The sequence below is a fragment of the Longibaculum muris genome, assembly GCF_004343035.1.
Classification (GTDB): domain Bacteria; phylum Bacillota_I; class Bacilli_A; order Erysipelotrichales; family Coprobacillaceae; genus Longibaculum; species Longibaculum muris.
Genome location: NZ_SMCQ01000019.1, coordinates 37,452 through 58,764, shown reverse-complemented (window position 1 = coordinate 58,764; position 21,313 = coordinate 37,452). Strand labels below are relative to the sequence as shown.

The following is a 21,313-nucleotide window of genomic DNA, read 5'->3' as shown; positions in this document are numbered from 1 at the left end:
TTAAGCATCATAACGGCGAAGATAGTGAGCGATTGCGACAATAGCAAGCTGCCAGTTCTCCTGAGGGATATCATCCGATATCTCTCTTTTTTTGTCTAAAAAAATGAAATCATTCTCATTTTGTGAATTCATAAGGTATTTAATCTGATTATCATAGAAATCTGCCCTGTCCTCCCGCCTGCTGCACATAAGAGGAGAGAGGATATTTTATATATCTCTCTACTCTTTTTCTTTTATATGAGCCTAAAAAAGCCTTCTAGAGATAACTAGAAGGCTTAAACATTTGTACTTTTTAATTTGTGATCTGCTTCGTCAAAACGCTTTGTTGTTGCAACAAGGATAACTCCGATTACAACTATAATACCACTAATAAGAAAAATATTATAAGAACCAAAATATTGATAAATAGCACCAAATAAATAACCATAAATTGCTTTACCAATACTCATTGCAGCATTTAATAAAGTAATAGCTGTCCCAAAAACTGCTGGACTCACTGTATCTTGAATATATGCAAGACTCGCAACTGTTGAACAAGCAACACCAAGACAATGAACAATACTTATAAAAACGAAAACATAAGGATTTGGAATAAATGCATATGTAAACATGCGAATAGCCATTGGAATAGTTGAGATTAAAAAGAATTTCTTATATCCCATTTTACGAATAATTTGTGAGGCAACCATTAAGAATAAAAATTCAGGTAATACCTGTACCAAAGTTAACCAGCTAATAAGTGAATTATTTCCTTTTAATGTAACAACAAGATGGTTTCCAGCATATGCTCCAGAACTATCTACAACAATCTGAGTAATCATAACAAGTACTAGAATAAAAATGAAATTTTTATTAACTAATAATTCTTTAAAACTACCTTTTTGAGGTTTTTCTTTCTCATCATCTTCTTCATTTGACTTAGGAAAAGTAAAGCAAATTAATAAAGCAATTCCAAGCAATAACATGTAACTTGTAAATAAAGGTCCATCTAAGCCAAAGATATCTGCTAAGAAGCCAACAGCCATACTACCTAACATATAACCAAGTGATCCCATTCCACGAATAGAACCATAGTTACCACCATTTTTTGCAGTATAGTTCATCGTAATCGTATCTGCCATTGGTGTTGATCCTAATCTAACAACTTCTAATAATAAGGCAAATACAATACATCCTAGATAAACAGTTTGTTTAGAATAAAAATACAAAACAACAATACTGAGAGCTAAAGAAGTCATTAACAAGAGATTATATTTTCTTGTTTTATCTCCGATAACACCCCAAATAGGAATAACACAAACCCCTAGAATAAGCGATATGGCAGTAATTAAACCAATTTGTGAGCCCTCTAAACCAATACTTTTTTCTAAATAGACATTAATATAAGGTGTAAAACAACCAACTGCTCCAATTAGTAAAAAGTAGAAGGCTTGAAACTTAATAATATTTTTATCTTTCATAATTCATCCTCCCACATTTTCTTATTATATATGAAACTTTTTGAAAACGCTTTGACTTTCAAAAAAAGAAAATAGTTTTCATTATATTTATTTAAAATGTAAAATAAGCTTTACAAAATATGTAAAGCGTACTATACTATTGGTAGGAAGTGATGAGATGAAAACAAAAATAAAAGAGTTAAGAAAAGCCAATAAAATATCGCAAGATGAATTAGCTTTAGCAGTAGGAGTAACTAGACAGACTATCATTTCTTTAGAAAAAGAAAAATATGTTGCTTCATTAGTATTAGCATATAAAATAGCAAAATATTTTGATTTGAGTATCGAAGATGTTTTTGATTTTTCAGATGTGGAGGGGATTCAATAATGGAAGAATTTAAGAGAATTATTCAAAAAAGAAATCTTATTTTAAAAGGATCTATTTTGGTATGTATTATTTTAAGTATTATGTTTTATGTAATACCATTTGAAAAAACTTATGAAATTGGTATCAGTTTTCAACTAGGAATTTGTATAGGAATACTTTTCTTAGGATTATTAGGAATCTACAAATATTCAAAAGCACTTAAAGATGAACAAATGTTAAAAAAACTTTATATAGAAGAACATGATGAAAGAAAAATGATGATTAAGCAAAAAGTCGGACAATCTTCATTAATAACGATTGTTTTATCTTTAGCTATAATAACTTGTGTGAGTGCTTATATGAATATGCTTGTGACAAAGACATTGATATGTGTCATTTATGGTATTTTATTCATAACATTGATTTTTAAAATTTATTATTCTAAAAAATATTAAGGAGGTTAGTACTATGTGTAGAAATCGAAAACAACCTAATTATTATATTGCGATTGGGATGTTAATCAGTACAACATTTTATTTTTTAAGAGAAGCTCAAATGATTCCTGATTGGGCACGTTTGATGGGGTATTGTTTTGCGATTGCTTTGATGATATATGGAATTTTTAAACACGGAAATAGATGCAAAAATTAGGGATAGTCGAAATGACTATCTTTTTTGTTTAAAATTTAGAAAAAATTATTAAAAATTTTGACTTACAAAAGAACTATCTATGTTATAATAGAAAAAAAGAAAGGGGAAGAATTATGAACTTTGTATATATATCGCCAGCATTTCCCAAAAATTTTTATAATTTTTGTGATCGATTAAAAGAAAGAGGTGTAACAGTGCTGGCAATTGGGGATACACCATACGATCAATTAACAGATGAATTAAAGAATTCAATTGATGATTACTATCAAGTTTATAATATGGAAAATTATGATGAGATGGTAAGAGCAATGGGATATTTTATTTTTAACTATGGCCATATTGATTGGTTAGAATCAAACAATGAATATTGGTTAGAACAAGATGCACGTTTAAGAACAGATTTTAATATTACAACAGGTATTCATACAAACCACATTGAAGATATTAAATGTAAATCGAAGATGAAGAAATTTTATGAAGAAGCAGGAGTTAAGACAGCTAGATATCATTTAGTGACTAACTTAAAAGAAGGTTTGGCATTTATTAAGGAAGTTGGTTATCCTGTTGTTGTGAAACCTGATAATGGAGTAGGGGCAGCAAAGACTTATAAAATTTCTAATCAAGAAGAACTAGAGGCTTTTTATTTAGAAGAACATCCTACTCAATATATTATGGAAGAATTTGTGAATGGTTTAATTATTTCTTATGATGGAATTGCTAATCTAGATAAAGATATATTATTTGAAACTTCACATGTTTTTCCTAATCCAATTATGGATGTAGTTAATGATGCAAGCAGTATGTATTATTATTCATTAAAAGAATTACCTTATGATTTAAAGCAAGCAGGACAAGCTTGTGTTAAAGCCTTTTATACGGCTGGAAGATGTTTCCATATGGAATTTTTTAGACTATTAGAGGATAAGAAAGGTTTAGGAAAAAAAGGAGATATTGTAGGGTTAGAGGTTAATTTAAGAACACCTGGAGGTTATACTCCAGATATGATGAATTATGCTAATGAAATAGATGTTTATTCAATTTATGCAGATATGGTAACTAAGGGATATAGTGAATATGATCATCATAGACCTTATCATTGTGTTTATTGTGGACGTAGAGATCATGTGCTTTATAAACATACCCATAATGAAATTGCAACAAAATATCAGTTTGATTTAGTGATGTGTGAAAGAATGCCGGATATATTGAGTGGAGCAATGGGTAACTTTACATATACAGCACGTTTTGAAACAATGGATGAAGTGAATGCATTTGTTGATTATGTTTTGGGATAGAGGGAGGAATTGATATGAAGATAGAATGGTTTAAAGAGTATAGTCATTGTTTAGATAGAGATATGGAATTTAAGGTTTATGGACATGCGGGAAGACCTATTTTGGTTTTTCCTGCACAAAATGGACGTTTCTTTGATTTTGAAAACTTTGGGATGGTCAATACTGTAGAACATTATATTAATAATGGACAAATTCAATTATTTTGTTGTGATAGTATTGATCCTGAGTCTTGGTCTGGTGAAGGATTGGATAATGGATACAGAACATTTATGATGGAACAATGGTATTATTATATTGTCAATGAATTGGTTCCTAGAATTTTTGAAATCAATGCACAAGGAAATAATGGATATAATCATGATGGAATTATTACAACTGGTTGTTCAATGGGCGCAACACATGCTGTGAATTTTATGTTTAGACGTCCTGATATTTTTAGTGGAACAATTGCTTTAAGTGGATATTATGATAGTGATTTATTCTTTGGTGATTATCATGATGATATTTTATATCGCAATTCACCAATTCAATATTTACAAGGAATGAGTTATGATCATCCTTATGTAGAAATGTATCGTCATTGTCAAATTGTTTTATGTTGTGGGCAAGGTGCATGGGAAGATGATATGATTAGAAGTACTACAAGAATGAAAGAACTATTAGATTATAAGGATATTCCAGCATGGATTGATTTTTGGGGTTATGATGTTAATCATGATTGGAACTGGTGGCAAGTGCAATTCCCATATTTTATAGAGAGGATGATATAGTATGAATTTAGTTTTTATTTCACCTCATTTTCCTTTATATTTCTATAATTTCTGTGATCGTTTAAAAAAACGTGAAGTCAATGTTTTAGGAATTGGAGATACAAGTTATGAAGAATTACCTGAACATACAAAAAATGCATTAACAGAATATTATCGTGTTGATGATTTAGAAGATTATGAAAGTATTTATCGTGCATGTGCTTATTTTACTTGGCATTATGGACATATTGATTGGATTGAATCACAAAACGAATATTGGTTAGAATTAGAAGCAACTTTACGTAATGAATTTAATGTCACAACAGGACCTAAGATTCAACATCTTGCACCTATGAAATACAAATCAAAAATGAAAGATGTTTATAAAGCAGCTGGTATTCCAACAGCACGATATCGTCAAGTTGATGATTACCTAGCAACTAAGGCTTTTGCAAATAGAGTAGGATATCCAGTGATTGTTAAACCTGATAATGGCGTTGGAGCAACTTCAACATATAAGCTATCAAATGATGATGAACTTGATTATTTCTTTGCAACAAAAGATTCGCATATTCATTTTATTATTGAAGAAATGGTACCAGGACATGTTGAAACATTTGATGGTATTACTGATAAAGATAAAAACATCTTAATTGCAACAAGTCATGTTATGCTTAATTCTATTATGGATAATGTCAATGAAGCAAGCGATACAGCATTTTATTCACAACCAGTAGAAGGATTAGATTTATACGATATTGGTAAAAAAGCTGTAGAGGCTTTTGATACGCGAAGCCGTTTCTTCCATTTTGAATTCTTTAGATTAGATGAAGATAAAGAAGGATTAGGGAAAAAGGGAGATATTGTTGGTTTAGAAGTCAATATGCGTGCTCCAGGAGCTTATATGCCAGATATGATGAATTTTGCATATAATGTTGATGTTTATACTATTTGGGCAGATATGGTGAAATATAATAAATGTTTCTATGATATTAAACGTCAATATTGGGTAGCATATACTGGTAGACGTGATGGTATTTGGTATATGCATAACTATGATCAAATAAGAGAAAAATATGGCAATCAGGTAGCCTTAGAAACTGATGTTCCTGAAGCTTTAGCTGCAGCAATGGGAAATCATGTCTTTATTGTTAAAGCACGTACACAAGAAGAAATATTTGAAATGATTCGTTATATTTTAAAAAGAGAAGATGGAACGGATTGGATGTAGTGAACGAGGAGAGTTAAATCTCCTCTTTTTTTCAAGCTTTTTTTCAATTGGATTCAAGTAAATATTTTAAAAAGACCTTTTTTCTTTGTTATTTGAAATATAAATGTTATCATATATATGAACAGATAATTTAGAAAACAGAAGGTGTTATAATGAGAGAGAAAAATAATAAAGAATTAAATAGCGTTTATGTTGTTAATGAAAAGTATCAAATCGTTTATATTGATGATGCATTTAAAGAAAAATACCCTCATTTTCAAGATAATGCCTTATGTTATGAGCTATTATCTCATGAATGCCAACCTTGTTTAGATTGTCCTTTAAAACAACTTGAAGAAAATGATACGTCGATTTTTCATTTTCTACGTTATAATAAAAATGATCAAGTTTGGAATAATTATACAATCTTAAAATTAAAATGGCCAAATGAAGGTGATTGTATTTTAGTAGCAGTCCATCCTATTAATGATGAAAATCGAAAAGTCTTTTTAAATATCAATCAAAATCAACATTACGATGAATTGCTTGAACTTGATTTAAATACCAAAAGATATCATTATCTTTATGTCAATCATGATGAAATAGATTTACCAGAAGAAGGAACGATAGAATCCTTAATTAATAATTTCAGTTTAAAATATGTTTATCCTGATGATACTTTAAATTTTAAAGCTTTTTTTGATATTAATACACTTGCTTATCGAACAGAAAATATGGGACATGTTGTTGAAGATTTTCGAGTATTAAGATCAGATAGTGAATATCATTATTTTTCACTTTATTTACAACCAGTTGAAAAGAGTAAAGATAATATTTGTTATTTATGTTATGCAGTTAATGTCGATGATAGATATCATGGTAATAAAATGCATTTTGATAATAATTATGCCGCACAAGTTGATACTTTAACTTATCTTTATAATCAAGATACATTTAATAAACTCGTTAAAGAAAGATTACAAAATGATAAGAAAACATCATATGGAATGATTTCTATTGATATTGAACATTTTAAATTATTTAATGAATGGTATGGAACTGAAGAAGGAGATCGTTTATTAAAATATGTAGCAAATTGTATTCAAAATTATATGAGTGGAAAAGATGGCTATGCATCACGTATTGGTAATGATGATTTTATATGCTTTTTACCTTACAAATATTGTCATAAGGAAAATGTCGAAAATGAATTAGTGAATTGGATTCAAAATTATAATATTGAATATAAATTCTTGCCAGCTGCAGGGATATATCAAATAAGTGATCGAAAACTTCCAGTTACATTAATGTGTGATCGAACAATTATGGCAGCGAATTCAGTTAAAGGAAATTTTTTAAATCGTGTTTCTGTTTATAAAGAAACTATGAAACTGAAATTAGAAAATGAACAAGAAATTTTATTTGGAGTTAAAAAAGGATTAGAAAATAATGAATTTGAGATTTATTTTCAACCTCAATGTAGTGCCAGAACAAGAAAAATTATAGGTGCAGAAGTTCTTGTGAGATGGAATCATCCTACTCAAGGACTATTAATGCCTAATTCATTTATTCCTATTTTAGAGAGTAGTGGATTTATATATAAGTTAGATTATTATGTATGGGAAAAAACATGTGAATATATTCATCAAAGAATGATGAATCATGAAATTATTGTTCCTCTTTCAGTCAATGTATCAAGATTAGATATTTATCAATATAATCTAGTAAAAGTTTTTAATGATCTATGTAAAAAATATCAAGTTCCAAAAAAATATTTAGAAATTGAAATTACTGAGAGTGCTTATAGTGAAAACTTTGTTCAATTGGTTGAAACAATATCACAATTAAGAGGATCAGGATTTAGAATCTTAATGGATGATTTTGGTAGTGGTTATTCAGCATTAAATATGCTAAAAGATATTGAAGTCGATACTTTGAAATTAGATATGAAGTTTCTTGATATGGATGAAACAAGTTTAAATAAGGGATTAAGTGTTTTGGAATCTTCAATCTTAATGGCTAAGTGGCTAAAGATGGGACTCATTGCTGAGGGTGTAGAAACGGAAGAACAAGTGAAACATCTTTTGAATATGAATTGTGAATTCATGCAGGGCTTTTATTTCTATCGTCCAATGTCTGCTAAATATTTTGATGAATTACTTGTAAATCATGAACTTGTTGATACAAGAGATGTTATGGTTGATAATTTACCTGTTTTACAGGTGGAGGATTTATTTCATAAAGATGTGACAAGTGAATCAATGCTTAATAATATTTTAGGTGGAATTGCGATTTACGAAGTTGATGAAAATAATAATATTGTTATTAAGACAGTTAATGATGGATATTATAACATTACGGGTTGTAATTCAGTTGATTTAAAACAAAAATGTTCAGTGATTATCAATCAGGTTCATAAAGATGATCAAGCACTTGTTTTAGATATTTTTAATCGTGCAGAAAAAGCAGGACATTTGGGTGCAAGTGGAACATTTAGAAGATATCGATTAAGTGGTGAAATGATGTGGATGCATTTGAATGCTTTCTTCTTGCATAAGGAGCACAATAAACGTGTATTCTATGGAGCAGTTAGTGATTATACAAAACAAATGCAAAGAGAAAGAGAGATACAGATTGTTTTAGATACAGTTCCAGGTAATATTGTTGAATATATTATTACTGAAGATGGACTTACTAGCCGTGTCTTAAATTATGGATTAGATTTTATGTATCGTTATACAAAGAAAGAATTTGAAGAAATTGTGCATAATGGTAAAGGAATAGAACTTATTCTTGAATTTGATAGAAAGAGAATCAAACAATTCTTCTTAAATTATGAAGAATGGGGAGATTATACAAATATTAATTATCCTTGTGTGAGTAAGGATGGAGAAGTTTTCATGATGAATGAGTATATTACCTATTATGGAGAAGAAGATAATAAAAAGATTTATTGTGCATATTGTAGACCACATAAAAAAGTGATATGACAAAACGGTAATCTAGAATAACGTATGCTCTCCAGTTGTTGGGGGTCTAGATTATCGTGGGGTAAGTAACACCCCAAACAATTGAATAAGTTATAAAGGTGGATATTCCCGTTCTAGGATTACCACCTTTAAGGAAATTGGTATCTTCTCGATCAAAACCAAGAAGATCTTGCAAAAGAGACATGGTTAGACAATTCGGAACCCATTCAAGATATTTATGGATTACTTAAACAACAGGATGTTGTTTTTCCAGTCTTACATGTTATATATTCAAATATTTGCAATACTTGTATTTATAATATTCAGTCCAGTAAGAAATAGAAAATTAGAAAATATAAAATTCTATCACTCATCATTCTCATAGGAATTATAACATTCTCTTATATAAGTCATTATGCAAATATTCTTACATATGTTATTTTAATAGTCAGTATACTTATTATTGCTTGTATCAGAAACCATGAAAGTTAAACTATTAAGATTTATCTCACTGTTGTCTGTGTTTATGGCGGCAGGAGCGATTAGTGGAGCTTCTAGATCTGGTTCATACCACGGAAAAGAACCAGAAGTTTTAAAGAAAATGAAAAAAATTTAGTAGTTGTTGTTCACAAATTGTTTGTTTAAGATCTAAAAATATTGGATCAATCATTTTTCTATGGTTTAATAGTAAAATAAGAATTTAATATTACATAAAAAGAACTCACTTAGAACAAGATATTGTATTTAACTGGGTATAAATAAGCATCATTTAAAAAGATCTTAAATGAATTGTATTCTATATCAATTCAATAATTCAAAGATAATATATTATTTTGTATTGAATTTATAAGCATCCTAATATAGAACCGAATTATGATATACCGTCTCTCAGAAAGGTACTGATGAAATATGATAGAAAAAATAAACTTACATCTAGAATTGTTCTTTGCTAATAAAATACTGAAATATATATATTTATTACTGTGTTTTATTTGTCTTGTTTTCCCTATTTACTTACAAATCTCATTAAATGGTCTATATATGTTTGATACATTTGTAAAAAATATATTTTATATTAACTTAATGTTTATTAGTATAACGTATGTATATTTGACTATGGCAAGGAATGAAAAAGTCGATGAAGTGTTAAATTGTATACATGTTAAAAAGGGATGGTATTTCTATTATGTTTTAATTATTTGTATTCTATTTATCATTTATAATATAGTAATCATAGTAGGAATGTTTATTGCTTCAATTATTACTAATGAATATGCTTTGTTAATGAATTTTATAGCAAATTACTACTTAATGAACATCCTTTTGCCACAAATATGTTTTACTCTTATTATCGGCCTAATATCTAGGATAAGAAGTTTTAAAGTTGCACTACCTTTTTTAGTAGTTACCATTTTTTTATCAAGTCCATTTATAAATCTTTTTACATCAATAAATAAACCACAAACTATTGATCTATTAGATAACTTCATACAAATTATAATTAGACCATTTTCTTATTTTTACCAGTATGGAGTTTATGCTGTAGATGAACTATATGGATTTCAAAATGAGGTATTTAAAATATATATATTCATATTTTGGATATTAGTTGCAGTTTATATTGCATATAAGAGTAAACTATCTCATATAAAAAAAGGATTACAAATAGTATTAATATGTTTATCATTAGTTGCTGTTAATATCCCACAAAGTATGTATCGTGCGGATGATTCATGGAGATATTCATATAATGATATGAATTATTATCAAATTTCTCAAGGTAAAAATATATATATAAAAGAGAATCAGATCGATTATCATATATCTAACTATCAACTTAAAGTAAAAATAAGAAGACAATTGGAAGCTAGTGGAGAAATTTTAATCAGTTCTGAACATAAAAGAAGTGACTATGTCTTAACACTTTACCATGGCTATCATATTAAGACTTTAACGAGTAATCAAAAAATAGAATTTACCCAGGAGGGTGATTACATTTATTTAAGTTTAGCTAATCCAGTTGATCAATTGAAATTAAAAATTACTTATACTGGATATCACCCAAGACTTTATTCCAACCATCAGGCAACACAGCTCCCTGGCTATTTTCCATGGTATCCTATGGAAGGAAAAAAACAAATCTTTGTAAAGATTCAAAATCCTTGTACAAGTTTCATTGGGTTTAATCCTTATAACAGAGTTAATGCAAAATTCGATGTTGAAATTGATGCATTATATCCAATAATTACTAATCTTAGTCAGAAGAGTGAATCACATTATGTTGGAGAAAGTGATAGTTTTACACTTATTGGAGGAAATATAAAAAAAACAATTGATTCTCAATTTAAGAATTATTATCCACTGAGTTTACAAAATAATTCTTATAATGATTATATTAAAGATATCTATGAACATAAGGAACAACTTACTGAATATATGAGTAATCTTTTTGATAAAGAACAAGTATCGTTAAAAAGCAAACCTATTATTATTTTCCCTATGTCTTTAATTCAAGTTACTAATTTAGGTGGTTATTGTGAATTTGATAATTATATCTTAGTAAGTAATCATGGATATATTTCTACCGATGAATATCTCTCTTATTATTTAACACAAAATGATCATATTAATTCTGTTTTAAGAGATATGCTTATATTGGAAAGTTTTATACAGTGTTCAGATGAAGAATTTATAAAACAAGTAAATGATTTTCTTTCTGAATATATAACAAGGCCTTATAATGAGGAAAATGTTGATGAAAATTTAAAAGAGAGATATCGCCAAGTTGTAGAATTTAAAAAACAGTTTGATAAAGACTTAAATGAATTGGGAGTAGAACAGTATATGAAAAAAATCGCTAAAGAAATGGAGATGGAATAATGGAGGTGATAGTGGAAAATGCTTGTATTACTTTAAATAAGAAAGAAATTATAAGGAATTTTAACTGTAAAATTAGCAATCATATTTATGGATTGATGGGAGCGAATGGTAGTGGGAAAACAACTTTGATTAGAATGATTTTAGGGATCTATAAAGTGACGAGTGGAAGTATTCAGTATTTAGCTGATGATGAATGTATTAGTGATAATATGAAATTTAATATTGGATATCTTCCTCAATCATTTGATGCTTTTAAAGATTTAACTTTATATGAACAAATGAAATATTTTGCGATTCTTAAAGAGATTCCCAAGCAAGATAGAAATAAAGAAATTGATAAGGTTTTAAAGCTAACACATTTATCAAATGATAGAGATAAAAAATGTAAAGAACTTTCTGGTGGGATGATTAGAAGACTTGGAATTGCTCAAGCACTAATGGGGGAACCGGATATACTCGTTTTTGATGAACCAACTGCAGGATTAGATCCACAAGAACGTTTAAAGTTTAGAGAGATTATTAATCAATTAGATTTTGATATTCCAATTATCATTTCTACGCATATTGTTGACGATATTTATAAACAATGTTCATATATTTTATTTTTAAAAGATGGGAAATTAATTTATAGTGGATTAGTTAATGATTTATTACAATTATTGGATAATAAAGTTTATTCTTGTCATTCTTCAAATATTGATAATATTAAAGAGGAAATATATGTAGTGTTTAATCAGAATAATATTTTTAGAATAGTTTCAAAGACTGTACTAAAATATGATTTTCTTACTAAAGAAGAACCCACATTAGATGATGCATATGTTTATTTAAACTCATGAAAAAAGACATAGAACTTATATCTTTTAATTTAAAAAAGGACAAGTGGGTATATATTGTAATTCTAGGTATTCTTTATTTTTTAGTTTTTCCATTTTTTATATATAAGATTATGGATTTTGTATATTTAAATTATGATTTGAAGTCAAGTATATTTGAAATGTTACAAAAAATATTATTTGTTATTATGATTATTTTAGAATATTTCATGTCCCAAAAAACTATTCAATCGAATATGAGAGAATTAAATTGTATTTTAAACCATAGGCCAAAATGGTACTTTCTTTATCTAGTGTGCATATTATTTCATATAATAACTTTACCAATTTATATCTATATTTCAATAAATAATGTTTATATGATTGATATTATTCTTGTACTCATGTTTCAATCAGTTGTTTTAACAAGTATATTCTATTCTACCTTAGTTGTTTCAAAAATGTCTATTGTGAGTTTTGGAATAATGATTTGTTATATTCTTATTTTTACTAATATCGAAAACCCCTTATCTTTATTTATTATGACAAATGGTGTAAATTTAATTGGAGTTGATTACTATCTAAAATGGACTGTTGTTTTGGTTAGTTGTTTAATTATTGGTAGAAGTAATGAAAAAAATCTAAATAATTAAGAAAAGAGGATGAAAGAAAAATTATTTGCATGTTTAATTGCGGTTATATGTGCATTTACAATTGTCAATGTAAGTGCAGCCACATCTAGATTAAGTTGTACACTAAGTGGGGGTATGAGTAAAGCTAGTACAGGTGAAACAAGTAATCCATATAAAACTGGACGCTTTGAAGTAACTACCACAGGGACGAACTGTGGTAGTTATGGAAGGTGCATAGTCTCTGGCTATGTTCAAAAAACAATGAGTGTTGGTATTGGAGATACAGAAACATATCATTCGTATAATGCTTCTAATCTAAGAAGATATGAGTTACAAGTTACAGGTGTTATTGATAAAAAGACTAATGCAACTGGTGAACTTTATGCGTATGATTAAGTAAGTTTGTATTGATTCATTTACATAAATTCTACTTGTTTAAAACAATGAGTACATAGAATAGTTGAAATAGATTATAATCCAAGAGATGAGAAAGCAGATGGTAAACTAACTTTGGTCGGTGAGGTTACTATCTTTTTTCTTTCTAAATAGTCTTATCTATACAATATCATAATAATTCAAGAACTTACAGATACCCCATAAATATTTAAAGCAAGAATTTAAAGGAATAGAAAAAGACCACGCAATAATGCGTAGTCAATTCAAACCACGTGAAATTTTAAATAGTCGACAAAACATATCACTTTTTGTATTTTAATCAACCATAATACTTTTAATTGTCTTAGTTTTAGAGTCAGCATATTTTTTAAAATCAGCAAACATTGGATGTTTATTCCATTTGTTTAAATCTGATGTCACTTGATAAGCAATGATTTGGAAAAATGGAAGTACATATAAAGGTGTTAAAAGAGGTTCTTGGATATCAAAAGGTAAACGAATAGCGTGTTGATCATCAACAATTGGACTATTTGTTATGGCGAATACTCTTTCACTTACACTATGAGCAGCCTGATAAATCTGCAGCAACCTTTCACTACCACAAGCAAAGTCATCAATGAAATAAAGCGTATAGTTAGGAGTGAGTTGTAGATTAGGTCCATGAATAAATTCCTCAGCTTCATAGGCAAAACTAGGAATTTGAACAGTCTCACCAATTTTAAGGGCCCCCTCACAAGCGATACCATATCCTTGAATAAAACCACAAGTATAAGAAACACTCATTGATGTGAGTGCAGCTTTATTACGCTGATAAAAATCAAAAGTTTCTTTTTGAATGGTTTCATGACGAGCAGGAACTTCATGCAATTCCTTCATGACTTTTTCATAATCCTCGATAGAAATCTTTTGTTTAGCTAAAGCAGCTTCTAAAGCAAATAACATTAAAAATTGAGCAAGGGTAGCTACCCCTTTTGTCACATAACCAACCGTTTCTTTACCAACACTATAATCAATAAGCAAATCACTCCAATCCTTAAAATCAGAATTGATATTACCTGTTAATCCAATAGCTAAATGCCCCAATTCTTTAAGTTTCTTTAAAGCTTCAATTGAATTTGTTGAACATCCACTTTGTGAAACCACAAAAGCAAGATCATTTTCATTTAAATGATGATCATGATAAACAAAACTATTAGGTGGAACAATTTTTACATCACAATTTAAATATTTCATGATAAATGGTTTTGCACATTGGGCACCATTAAAACTAGAACCACAAGCAATAATCCAAATAGTTTGATAATCTTTCTTTAAATATAAATCAACTAGCTGTTTTGTAATTTCTTTAGAATGCTCATTATTATAAGCTAATTGAGCTGGGGTTTCCTTGATGTATGTTAACATTGTAGGTTGCATTTTTTCTTTATCCATATTTTCATTCCTCCTTTAGATAAAAAATAATGATAATCTTATAAGTATATGATAACGAATCAATTCTTAAAAATAAAGCATAATTCTATAAAATGATTAAATTATTGATTCTTAAAAAGTTTTCATGTTTAGTGTTAATCACTTTTAAATATGATAAAAATTATGTAAAATAGATAATATAAATACAGGCATGTAAAGGAGATATAAAATGATAACAAGAAAAGAACTTGCAAAAATGTTTGATCATACTTTATTAAAACCATATGCAACAAAAGAAGATTTTATTAAATTATGTGATGAAGCAAAAGAATTAGGAGCAGCAATGGTAGCAATTAATAGTGTTGCTGTAAAGTTTTGTAAACAACAATTAGAAGGAACTGATATTCATGTGGGTGCAGCTATTTCATTTCCATTAGGACAAACAACTTTAGATATTAAGTTAGCGGAAACAAAGCAAGCAATTGAAGATGGTGCTGATGAAATTGATTATGTTATTAATATTGGAAAAGCAAGAATGCATGATTGGGATTATATTAAAAAAGAAATGGAAAGTATTGTATCTATCTGTAAAGAAAATAATGTTATTTCTAAGGTTATCTTTGAAAATTGTTATTTAGAAAAAGATGAAATTCGTCAATTAGCTATGATTGCTAAGGAAGTTCGACCTGATTATATTAAGACAAGTACAGGCTTTGGTATTAGTGGAGCGATGGTAGAAGATGTGAAACTTATGAAAAGTGTAGTAGGGGATAGTGTAAAAGTGAAGGCTGCTGGTGGTATTAGGGATTGGCAATTATGCAAGAAAATGATTGAAGCAGGTGCTCAAAGAATTGGAACAAGTAGTTCATTTGCTATTTTAGAAGGATATGATAAAGAATTATAAAAAAAGCGACGTCATGTCGCTTTTGATTTATAGTAAAACGGGTAAAAAGATATTTGCCAGTTCTAGAAATATAAAGAATCCTAAAACATCAGTTGCAGTTGTTAAAAAGATTGATGAAGCAAGTGCTGGATCAGCATGAACAGCTTTTAAAGCAACAGGAATCAAGAAACCAAAGAATCCAGAAACCACTAAATTTCCAACCATTGCAATACATATAATAATACCTAAATAGAAATTACCATATAAAATATAAACAATAACACCAGTAATAGCTCCAGTCACAAAACCATTAATCACACCTAAAAAGATTTCTTTAATAAGCGCAGGCAAACAATCTTTAAAATGAACTTCACCTAAGGCAATACTTCTAATCATAATAGATAAAGTTTGACTACCAGCATTCCCGCCCATTCCGGTTACAATTGTCATAGTGGCAGACAATGCAACTATTTGTTCAATAGTACTTTCAAACATTTTAACAGTAAATGATGCTAAAAATGCTGTTACAAGATTAACAATGAGCCAAGGTAAACGCATTTTAATTGATTCAAATAAAGTTGAGTCTAATGATTCTTCTTTACTTACACCATGCATTTGTAACATATCTTCAGTATGTTCTTCTTGAATAACGTCAATGATATCATCAACAGTGATAATTCCTAACATAGCTTTCGTCTTACTGACAACCGGAATAGTTGTTAAGTCATATTTAGACACTAACAAAGAAACTTCTTCCTGGTCAGTTTCAGGATAAACATAAATCACTTGATCATCCATAATATCTTCTAAAGTTGTATTTTCTTCAGAAACCAAGATATCTCTTAAGTCTGCTGTCCCAATCAATTGTTTTTTATGATTTAAAACAAAAATTGTTTCAATAACTTCAGTCTTAGGACCAATCTCTTTAATTTTCATTAATGCATTGACAACTGTTAATTGGGCATTTAAAGCAATATACTCCGTGGTCATTAAACCACCAGCACTATCATCTTCATAGCCTAATAATTGTTCAATGACTCTTTGATCATCAGCTTTCATTAATGTTATTAATTGTTTACGTTTCCCAATAGGTAATTCTCCTAAAATATCAACAATAGTATCTTTAGGAATAAAATTAAATAATCTTAAAATACGTTGATTATGCAAACAATCAATAATATCAGCTTGTAATTCTTCATCAGATTCTTCTAAAATTTCAGCTAGTTTTTCATCATCAATATGATTACATAAATATTCTAACTGATTATCCTCTAATTCTTCAATCTCTTGCGCTAAGTCAATTGTTTGTACATGTTCATAAATATCATCAATTTCCTTAGTATCATGTTTAACTAGGGCTTGTAATAATTTTTCTAATTGAATTTGTGTTTTATTTTCCATGATTGACCTCCTTTTTAAGAAGATCTCACTAATGTGAGATCATAATGATTCGGTTTGGGCTTGCCTTTATCCATAATCTCACATCCTTTCTTACATATACAAAGTATGTTTTAAAAGGGTAGGAAAGTCAAGAAATTTTCATTATTTTTTTCATAATGTGAAAACAACTATTCATAAGCATTAAAATAGGTTATAATTCTTTCGTCAATAGTTGATGAAAGTTGGTGAACTGATGCAAAAATCAATTCAAAATTTAAGGAAAACAAATAAAGAAAAAGTATTAAAAGTATTATATGAATTAGGGCAATGTCAAAAAAGTCAAATTGTTGAACTGACTTCTTTAAGTTCGGGGACTTGTCATAATATTTTACAAGAGCTTATAGAATCTAAAGAAGTTGTTATGAATAGTAAATTTGCATCAACAGGTGGAAGAAAAGCCAAGTGTTATGAATTAAATCCTGATTATTGTCAGTTACTTACAATTTCGTTCTTTAGAGAATATGATGATATTTATAATATTATGAAAGTTTATGATTATCAAAATCATTTATTGGAAGAAAAAAAATCACAACCAAAGAAATTAAACTTTCAAGAATTATTAAATAACATACATAGTATGTTTGAAAAATATCAAAATATACAAGTCATTATGATAGCTATCCCGGCTATATTAAATGAACAAGGCTATTTAGATGAATCTTTCTTGGTAAGAGGATTAGAAGATTTAAAAAATCGTCAAATACAACAAGAAATACAAGCTCAATTTCATGTTCCAGTTATTATTGATAATGATGTTAATATTGCTACTAAGGGATATTATTCTAAACATCAAGAATATAAAGATTTAGCTATGATTTATCAACCTCTTAAGGAATTATCTGGAGTAGGTATTTTACAAGGTGGACATATTCATAGTGGACATCATGGGATGGCTGGAGAACTTTCATTTTTACCAGGATTATCAAAACAACAACAATTTGAATACTTAAAAACAAAGGAAGGAACATTGCAATTATTAACAATATTTATTTTGACATTACTAGTCACTGTTGATCCAGAAACAATTGTTATTAGTTGTCCGTGGATAGAAGAAAGTCAAAAGATTGAAGAAAATCTACAAAAAACAATGTTATCAAAAGAAGTGTTACCTCATATTGTCGTTGTTGAAGATATTCTAAAATATATGAATTTGGGATTATTAGAATTAGGTCATGAATTTTTAAGAGGAGGAAGAAACAATGGAAAAATTTATTGATTTACACATGCATTCACTTTATAGTGATGATGGGGAATTTACCCCAACACAATTAGTAGAAAAATGTTATGATGCCGGAATACGTATTATGGCAATTGCAGATCATAATAGTGTAAAAGCTATTGATGAAGCAAAAAGTGTAGCTAAAGAAAAGGGAATATTATATATTCCAGCAGTAGAAATTGATTGTACTTATGAAGGCATTAATTTACATGTTTTAGGATATGGTATTGATTATCATGATGAAGATTTTGTAAAACTTGAAGATAATGTTTTAAATCAAGAATTAGCATGTTCATTAAAGAAATTAGAATTAACAAATGCTTTAGGATTCCAATTAACAAAAGAAGATTTAGATGCATTGTCAGATAATGGAGTTTATACAGGTGAAATGTTTGGAGAAGTTTTGTTAGGCAAAGAAGAATATAAAGATCATGAACTATTAAAACCATATCGTGAAGGTGGAAGTCGTAGTGATAATCCTTTTGTTAATTTCTATTGGGATTTTTATGCTCAAGGGAAACCATGTTATACAGAAATTAAATATCCATCATTAAAAGAAACGATTGAATTAATTCATAAACATGGGGGAAAAGCTGTTTTAGCACATCCTGGTAACAATTTAAAGGGTCAATTTGAAGTGTTTGATGATATGATGAAACTTGGTTATGATGGTGTTGAATGCTTTAGCAACTATCATAGTCCTGAAACAGTAGAATACTTCTATCAAAAAGGACAAGAGTACAATATTATGACAACTTGTGGTAGTGATTATCATGGAAAGACAAAACCAGCTATTGAATTAGGGGAATGTCGTTGTATTATTGATGAACATATCATTGAAGAACAACTTAAAAGTAATCATTTAATTTAAGGACTTAGGTCCTTTTTTTATTTGAAATCCGTTGAATCTGAATTAAAAGAATAGTCTTAATATATTAATTTAGGAAATTAGGAAATAAAATAGTATATCAAGTACAAAACGTCCCCGATTCCTGCAAATCGTCCTCGATTTGAAAGTGAAATGAGATGAAATTTCTGATTATTCGTAAATAATAAAATAGAGATTTATATAATCTATTAGAAATCCGTTAGATTTTATTTGATATTCGTTGAATTAATAAATAAAGAAGGGTTTAATATTGTAAAGTTGTTTCATCTTTTGAAAATAATGTGCAGGGATATTTGGTTTGATTATAATAAACTTAAAGATGAGGAGGAAGAATTATGGTAAGAAAATTTCCAGAAGGTTTTTTATGGGGTGGAGCTACTGCTGCCAACCAATATGAAGGAGGATGGAATGAAGGAGGTAAAGGAATCAGTGTTTCAGATTGTGCTAGACATCATTTAGATGTAGATGTTCAAGATTATAAAGCACACAATTCTATCACAACAAAAGATATTGAAGATGCTTTGAAATCAACTGATGATTCTTTATATCCAAAAAGACATGCCAGTGATGGATATCATCATTATAAAGAAGATATCAAGATGTATGCTGAAATGGGATTTAAGGTTTATCGTATGTCTATCGCATGGACTCGTATTTTCCCTAACGGGGATGATAAGGAACCTAATGAAGAAGGTTTGAAGTTCTATGATGATGTTTTTGATGAATGTTTAAAATATGGCATTGAACCATTAGTCACTATGTCACATTACGAACCACCAATTAATCTTGTCTTAAATTATGATGGTTGGGCTTCAAGAGAAGTCATTGATATGTTTGTAAGATATGTTGAAGTTATCTGTGAAAGATATAAGAATAAGGTCAAATATTGGTTAACATTTAATGAAGTTGACTCAATGATTAGACATCCTTATACAACAGGAGGATTAGTCGAAGATAGATTCCCAGGAAGAAACTTCCAAGAAGTGATATTCCAAGCAATGCATCATCAATTCGTAGCAAGTGCTTTAGCTACAAAAATCTGTCATGAAAAGATTCCAGGATCAAAAGTAGGATGCATGTTAACAAAATTAACATATTATCCTTATACTTGTAAACCAGAAGATGTCTTACAAGCTCAACAAGATATGCGAAGCACATACTGTTATAGTGATACACAAGTGTTTGGAGAATATCCTGCATATTTGCTTGCCAAATTCAAAAACGAAGGTATCCATATCAAGATGGAAGAAGGAGATTTGGATATCATGAAACAATATCCTGTTGACTTTGTTTCATTTAGTTATTATTCTAGTAGCTGTGTGGCTAAGAATGCTGATGGCTTAAAGACAACTGCTGCTAATACTATGATTGCGATTAAAAATCCACACATCCCAAGTTCTGATTGGGGATGGCAAATTGATCCAATTGGACTTAGAATTTCATTAGTAGATTTATATGATCGTTATAGAAAACCATTATTTATTGTTGAAAATGGATTAGGAGCAAAAGATGAATTAGTCAATGGAACAGTAGATGATCAATATCGTATTGATTACTTTGATGCTCATTTTAGAGAAATGTTAAATGCTATAGAAATAGATGGAGTTGATTTAATGGGATATACATCTTGGGGATGTATTGATATTGTCAGTGAATCAACAAAACAAATGAGTAAACGTTATGGTTTCATTTATGTAGATTGTGATGATGAAGGAAATGGAACATATAAACGATATAAGAAGAAATCATTTGATTGGTATAAGCATGTGATTGAAACGAATGGGGCTTGCTTATTTGAAGGAGAAGAATAATGTTAGAATATAAATTTGACACACAATTATTAATTGAAGGTCAAAACTTAAATGAAGATGAAATTAATGATTATATTACTGAAAATTTTCAAGGAGATTGTTTATTGGCTGTAGGTGATGATGAATTAATTAAGATTCATTATCATACTAATGAACCTTGGAAGGTTTTAGAATATGCTGCGACACTTGGAGAAATCTATGATGTTGTAGTAGAAAATATGGAAAGACAAGCAAATGGATTAAAAGGTTAGGGGGATA

The 21,313-nt window shown here is 28.8% G+C and carries 19 protein-coding genes; 16 read left to right on the top strand and 3 right to left on the bottom strand.

The features are described from left to right. Positions 1-275: 275 nt before the first annotated feature. On the bottom strand, positions 276-1,460 hold the full coding sequence (locus EDD60_RS11845) for an MFS transporter (RefSeq protein WP_066444957.1): 1,185 nt from the start codon (positions 1,458-1,460) through the stop codon (positions 276-278). Between the two features lie 157 nt (positions 1,461-1,617). Between EDD60_RS11845 and EDD60_RS11840 the strand changes: the two genes are divergently transcribed. The 11 genes from EDD60_RS11840 to EDD60_RS11790 all read left to right on the top strand — a co-directional run bounded on the left by EDD60_RS11840 (position 1,618) and on the right by EDD60_RS11790 (position 13,403). After that, the gene (locus EDD60_RS11840) at positions 1,618-1,827 is read left to right on the top strand and encodes a helix-turn-helix transcriptional regulator (RefSeq protein WP_066444959.1); all 210 of its coding nucleotides are present in this window, start codon (positions 1,618-1,620) and stop codon (positions 1,825-1,827) included. Next, positions 1,827-2,261 (top strand): hypothetical protein, encoded by a 435-nt coding sequence (locus EDD60_RS11835; RefSeq protein WP_066444962.1) that lies wholly within the window; start codon positions 1,827-1,829, stop codon positions 2,259-2,261. The genes EDD60_RS11840 and EDD60_RS11835 overlap by 1 nt, the downstream gene beginning before the upstream one ends. Positions 2,262-2,274: 13 nt before the next feature. After that, entirely contained in the window at positions 2,275-2,457 is a 183-nt protein-coding gene (locus tag EDD60_RS11830; protein WP_066444964.1) for a hypothetical protein, read from the top strand. 113 nt (positions 2,458-2,570) lie between these two features. After that, entirely contained in the window at positions 2,571-3,752 is a 1,182-nt protein-coding gene (locus EDD60_RS11825; protein WP_066444967.1) for an ATP-grasp domain-containing protein, read from the top strand. 14 nt (positions 3,753-3,766) lie between these two features. Next, complete coding sequence (locus EDD60_RS11820; protein ID WP_066444970.1) at positions 3,767-4,522, top strand: esterase family protein; 756 nt, start codon at positions 3,767-3,769, stop codon at positions 4,520-4,522. A 1-nt stretch (position 4,523) separates the two neighbouring features. Next, positions 4,524-5,732: an ATP-grasp domain-containing protein gene (locus tag EDD60_RS11815; protein WP_066444972.1), complete on the top strand. Its 1,209-nt coding sequence runs from the start codon at positions 4,524-4,526 to the stop codon at positions 5,730-5,732. A gap of 152 nt (positions 5,733-5,884) precedes the next feature. Then, on the top strand, positions 5,885-8,701 hold the full coding sequence (locus EDD60_RS11810; RefSeq protein ID WP_066444977.1) for an EAL domain-containing protein: 2,817 nt from the start codon (positions 5,885-5,887) through the stop codon (positions 8,699-8,701). A 1,095-nt stretch (positions 8,702-9,796) separates the two neighbouring features. Beyond that, on the top strand, positions 9,797-11,560 hold the full coding sequence (locus EDD60_RS11805; RefSeq protein ID WP_132226426.1) for an MFS transporter: 1,764 nt from the start codon (positions 9,797-9,799) through the stop codon (positions 11,558-11,560). Then, complete coding sequence (locus EDD60_RS11800) at positions 11,560-12,399, top strand: ATP-binding cassette domain-containing protein (RefSeq protein WP_066444983.1); 840 nt, start codon at positions 11,560-11,562, stop codon at positions 12,397-12,399. Before EDD60_RS11805 ends, EDD60_RS11800 begins: the two co-directional genes overlap by 1 nt. A gap of 356 nt (positions 12,400-12,755) precedes the next feature. Continuing rightward, on the top strand, positions 12,756-13,028 hold the full coding sequence (locus tag EDD60_RS11795; RefSeq protein ID WP_132226425.1) for a hypothetical protein: 273 nt from the start codon (positions 12,756-12,758) through the stop codon (positions 13,026-13,028). Between the two features lie 9 nt (positions 13,029-13,037). Further along, positions 13,038-13,403, top strand: coding sequence for a hypothetical protein (locus EDD60_RS11790; protein WP_066444990.1), 366 nt, complete (start codon positions 13,038-13,040; stop codon positions 13,401-13,403). 315 nt (positions 13,404-13,718) lie between these two features. On the opposite strand, the gene EDD60_RS11785 is transcribed toward EDD60_RS11790, so the two are convergent. Continuing rightward, positions 13,719-14,834 carry an SIS domain-containing protein gene (locus EDD60_RS11785; protein ID WP_207905327.1) on the bottom strand — a complete coding sequence of 372 codons (1,116 nt, stop codon included), beginning with the start codon at positions 14,832-14,834 and terminating at the stop codon, positions 13,719-13,721. A 208-nt stretch (positions 14,835-15,042) separates the two neighbouring features. Here EDD60_RS11785 and deoC point away from each other — a divergent pair, with 208 nt between their 5' ends. Further along, positions 15,043-15,717, top strand: coding sequence for a deoxyribose-phosphate aldolase (deoC, locus tag EDD60_RS11780; RefSeq protein ID WP_066444993.1), 675 nt, complete (start codon positions 15,043-15,045; stop codon positions 15,715-15,717). A gap of 27 nt (positions 15,718-15,744) precedes the next feature. Here deoC and mgtE read toward each other — a convergent pair whose 3' ends face one another. Then, positions 15,745-17,097 (bottom strand): magnesium transporter, encoded by a 1,353-nt coding sequence (gene mgtE, locus EDD60_RS11775; RefSeq protein ID WP_066444996.1) that lies wholly within the window; start codon positions 17,095-17,097, stop codon positions 15,745-15,747. A gap of 232 nt (positions 17,098-17,329) precedes the next feature. Between mgtE and EDD60_RS11770 the strand changes: the two genes are divergently transcribed. The 4 genes from EDD60_RS11770 (at position 17,330) to EDD60_RS11755 (ending at position 21,306) form a co-directional block, all read left to right on the top strand. Beyond that, the gene (locus EDD60_RS11770) at positions 17,330-18,352 is read left to right on the top strand and encodes an ROK family protein (protein ID WP_165973149.1); all 1,023 of its coding nucleotides are present in this window, start codon (positions 17,330-17,332) and stop codon (positions 18,350-18,352) included. Further along, positions 18,336-19,226 (top strand): PHP domain-containing protein, encoded by an 891-nt coding sequence (locus tag EDD60_RS11765; protein WP_066445001.1) that lies wholly within the window; start codon positions 18,336-18,338, stop codon positions 19,224-19,226. The genes EDD60_RS11770 and EDD60_RS11765 overlap by 17 nt, the downstream gene beginning before the upstream one ends. A gap of 353 nt (positions 19,227-19,579) precedes the next feature. After that, positions 19,580-21,055: a glycoside hydrolase family 1 protein gene (locus EDD60_RS11760; protein ID WP_132226423.1), complete on the top strand. Its 1,476-nt coding sequence runs from the start codon at positions 19,580-19,582 to the stop codon at positions 21,053-21,055. After that, positions 21,055-21,306 carry a kinase to dihydroxyacetone kinase gene (locus tag EDD60_RS11755; RefSeq protein ID WP_066445010.1) on the top strand — a complete coding sequence of 84 codons (252 nt, stop codon included), beginning with the start codon at positions 21,055-21,057 and terminating at the stop codon, positions 21,304-21,306. The genes EDD60_RS11760 and EDD60_RS11755 overlap by 1 nt, the downstream gene beginning before the upstream one ends. Positions 21,307-21,313 lie beyond the last annotated feature (7 nt).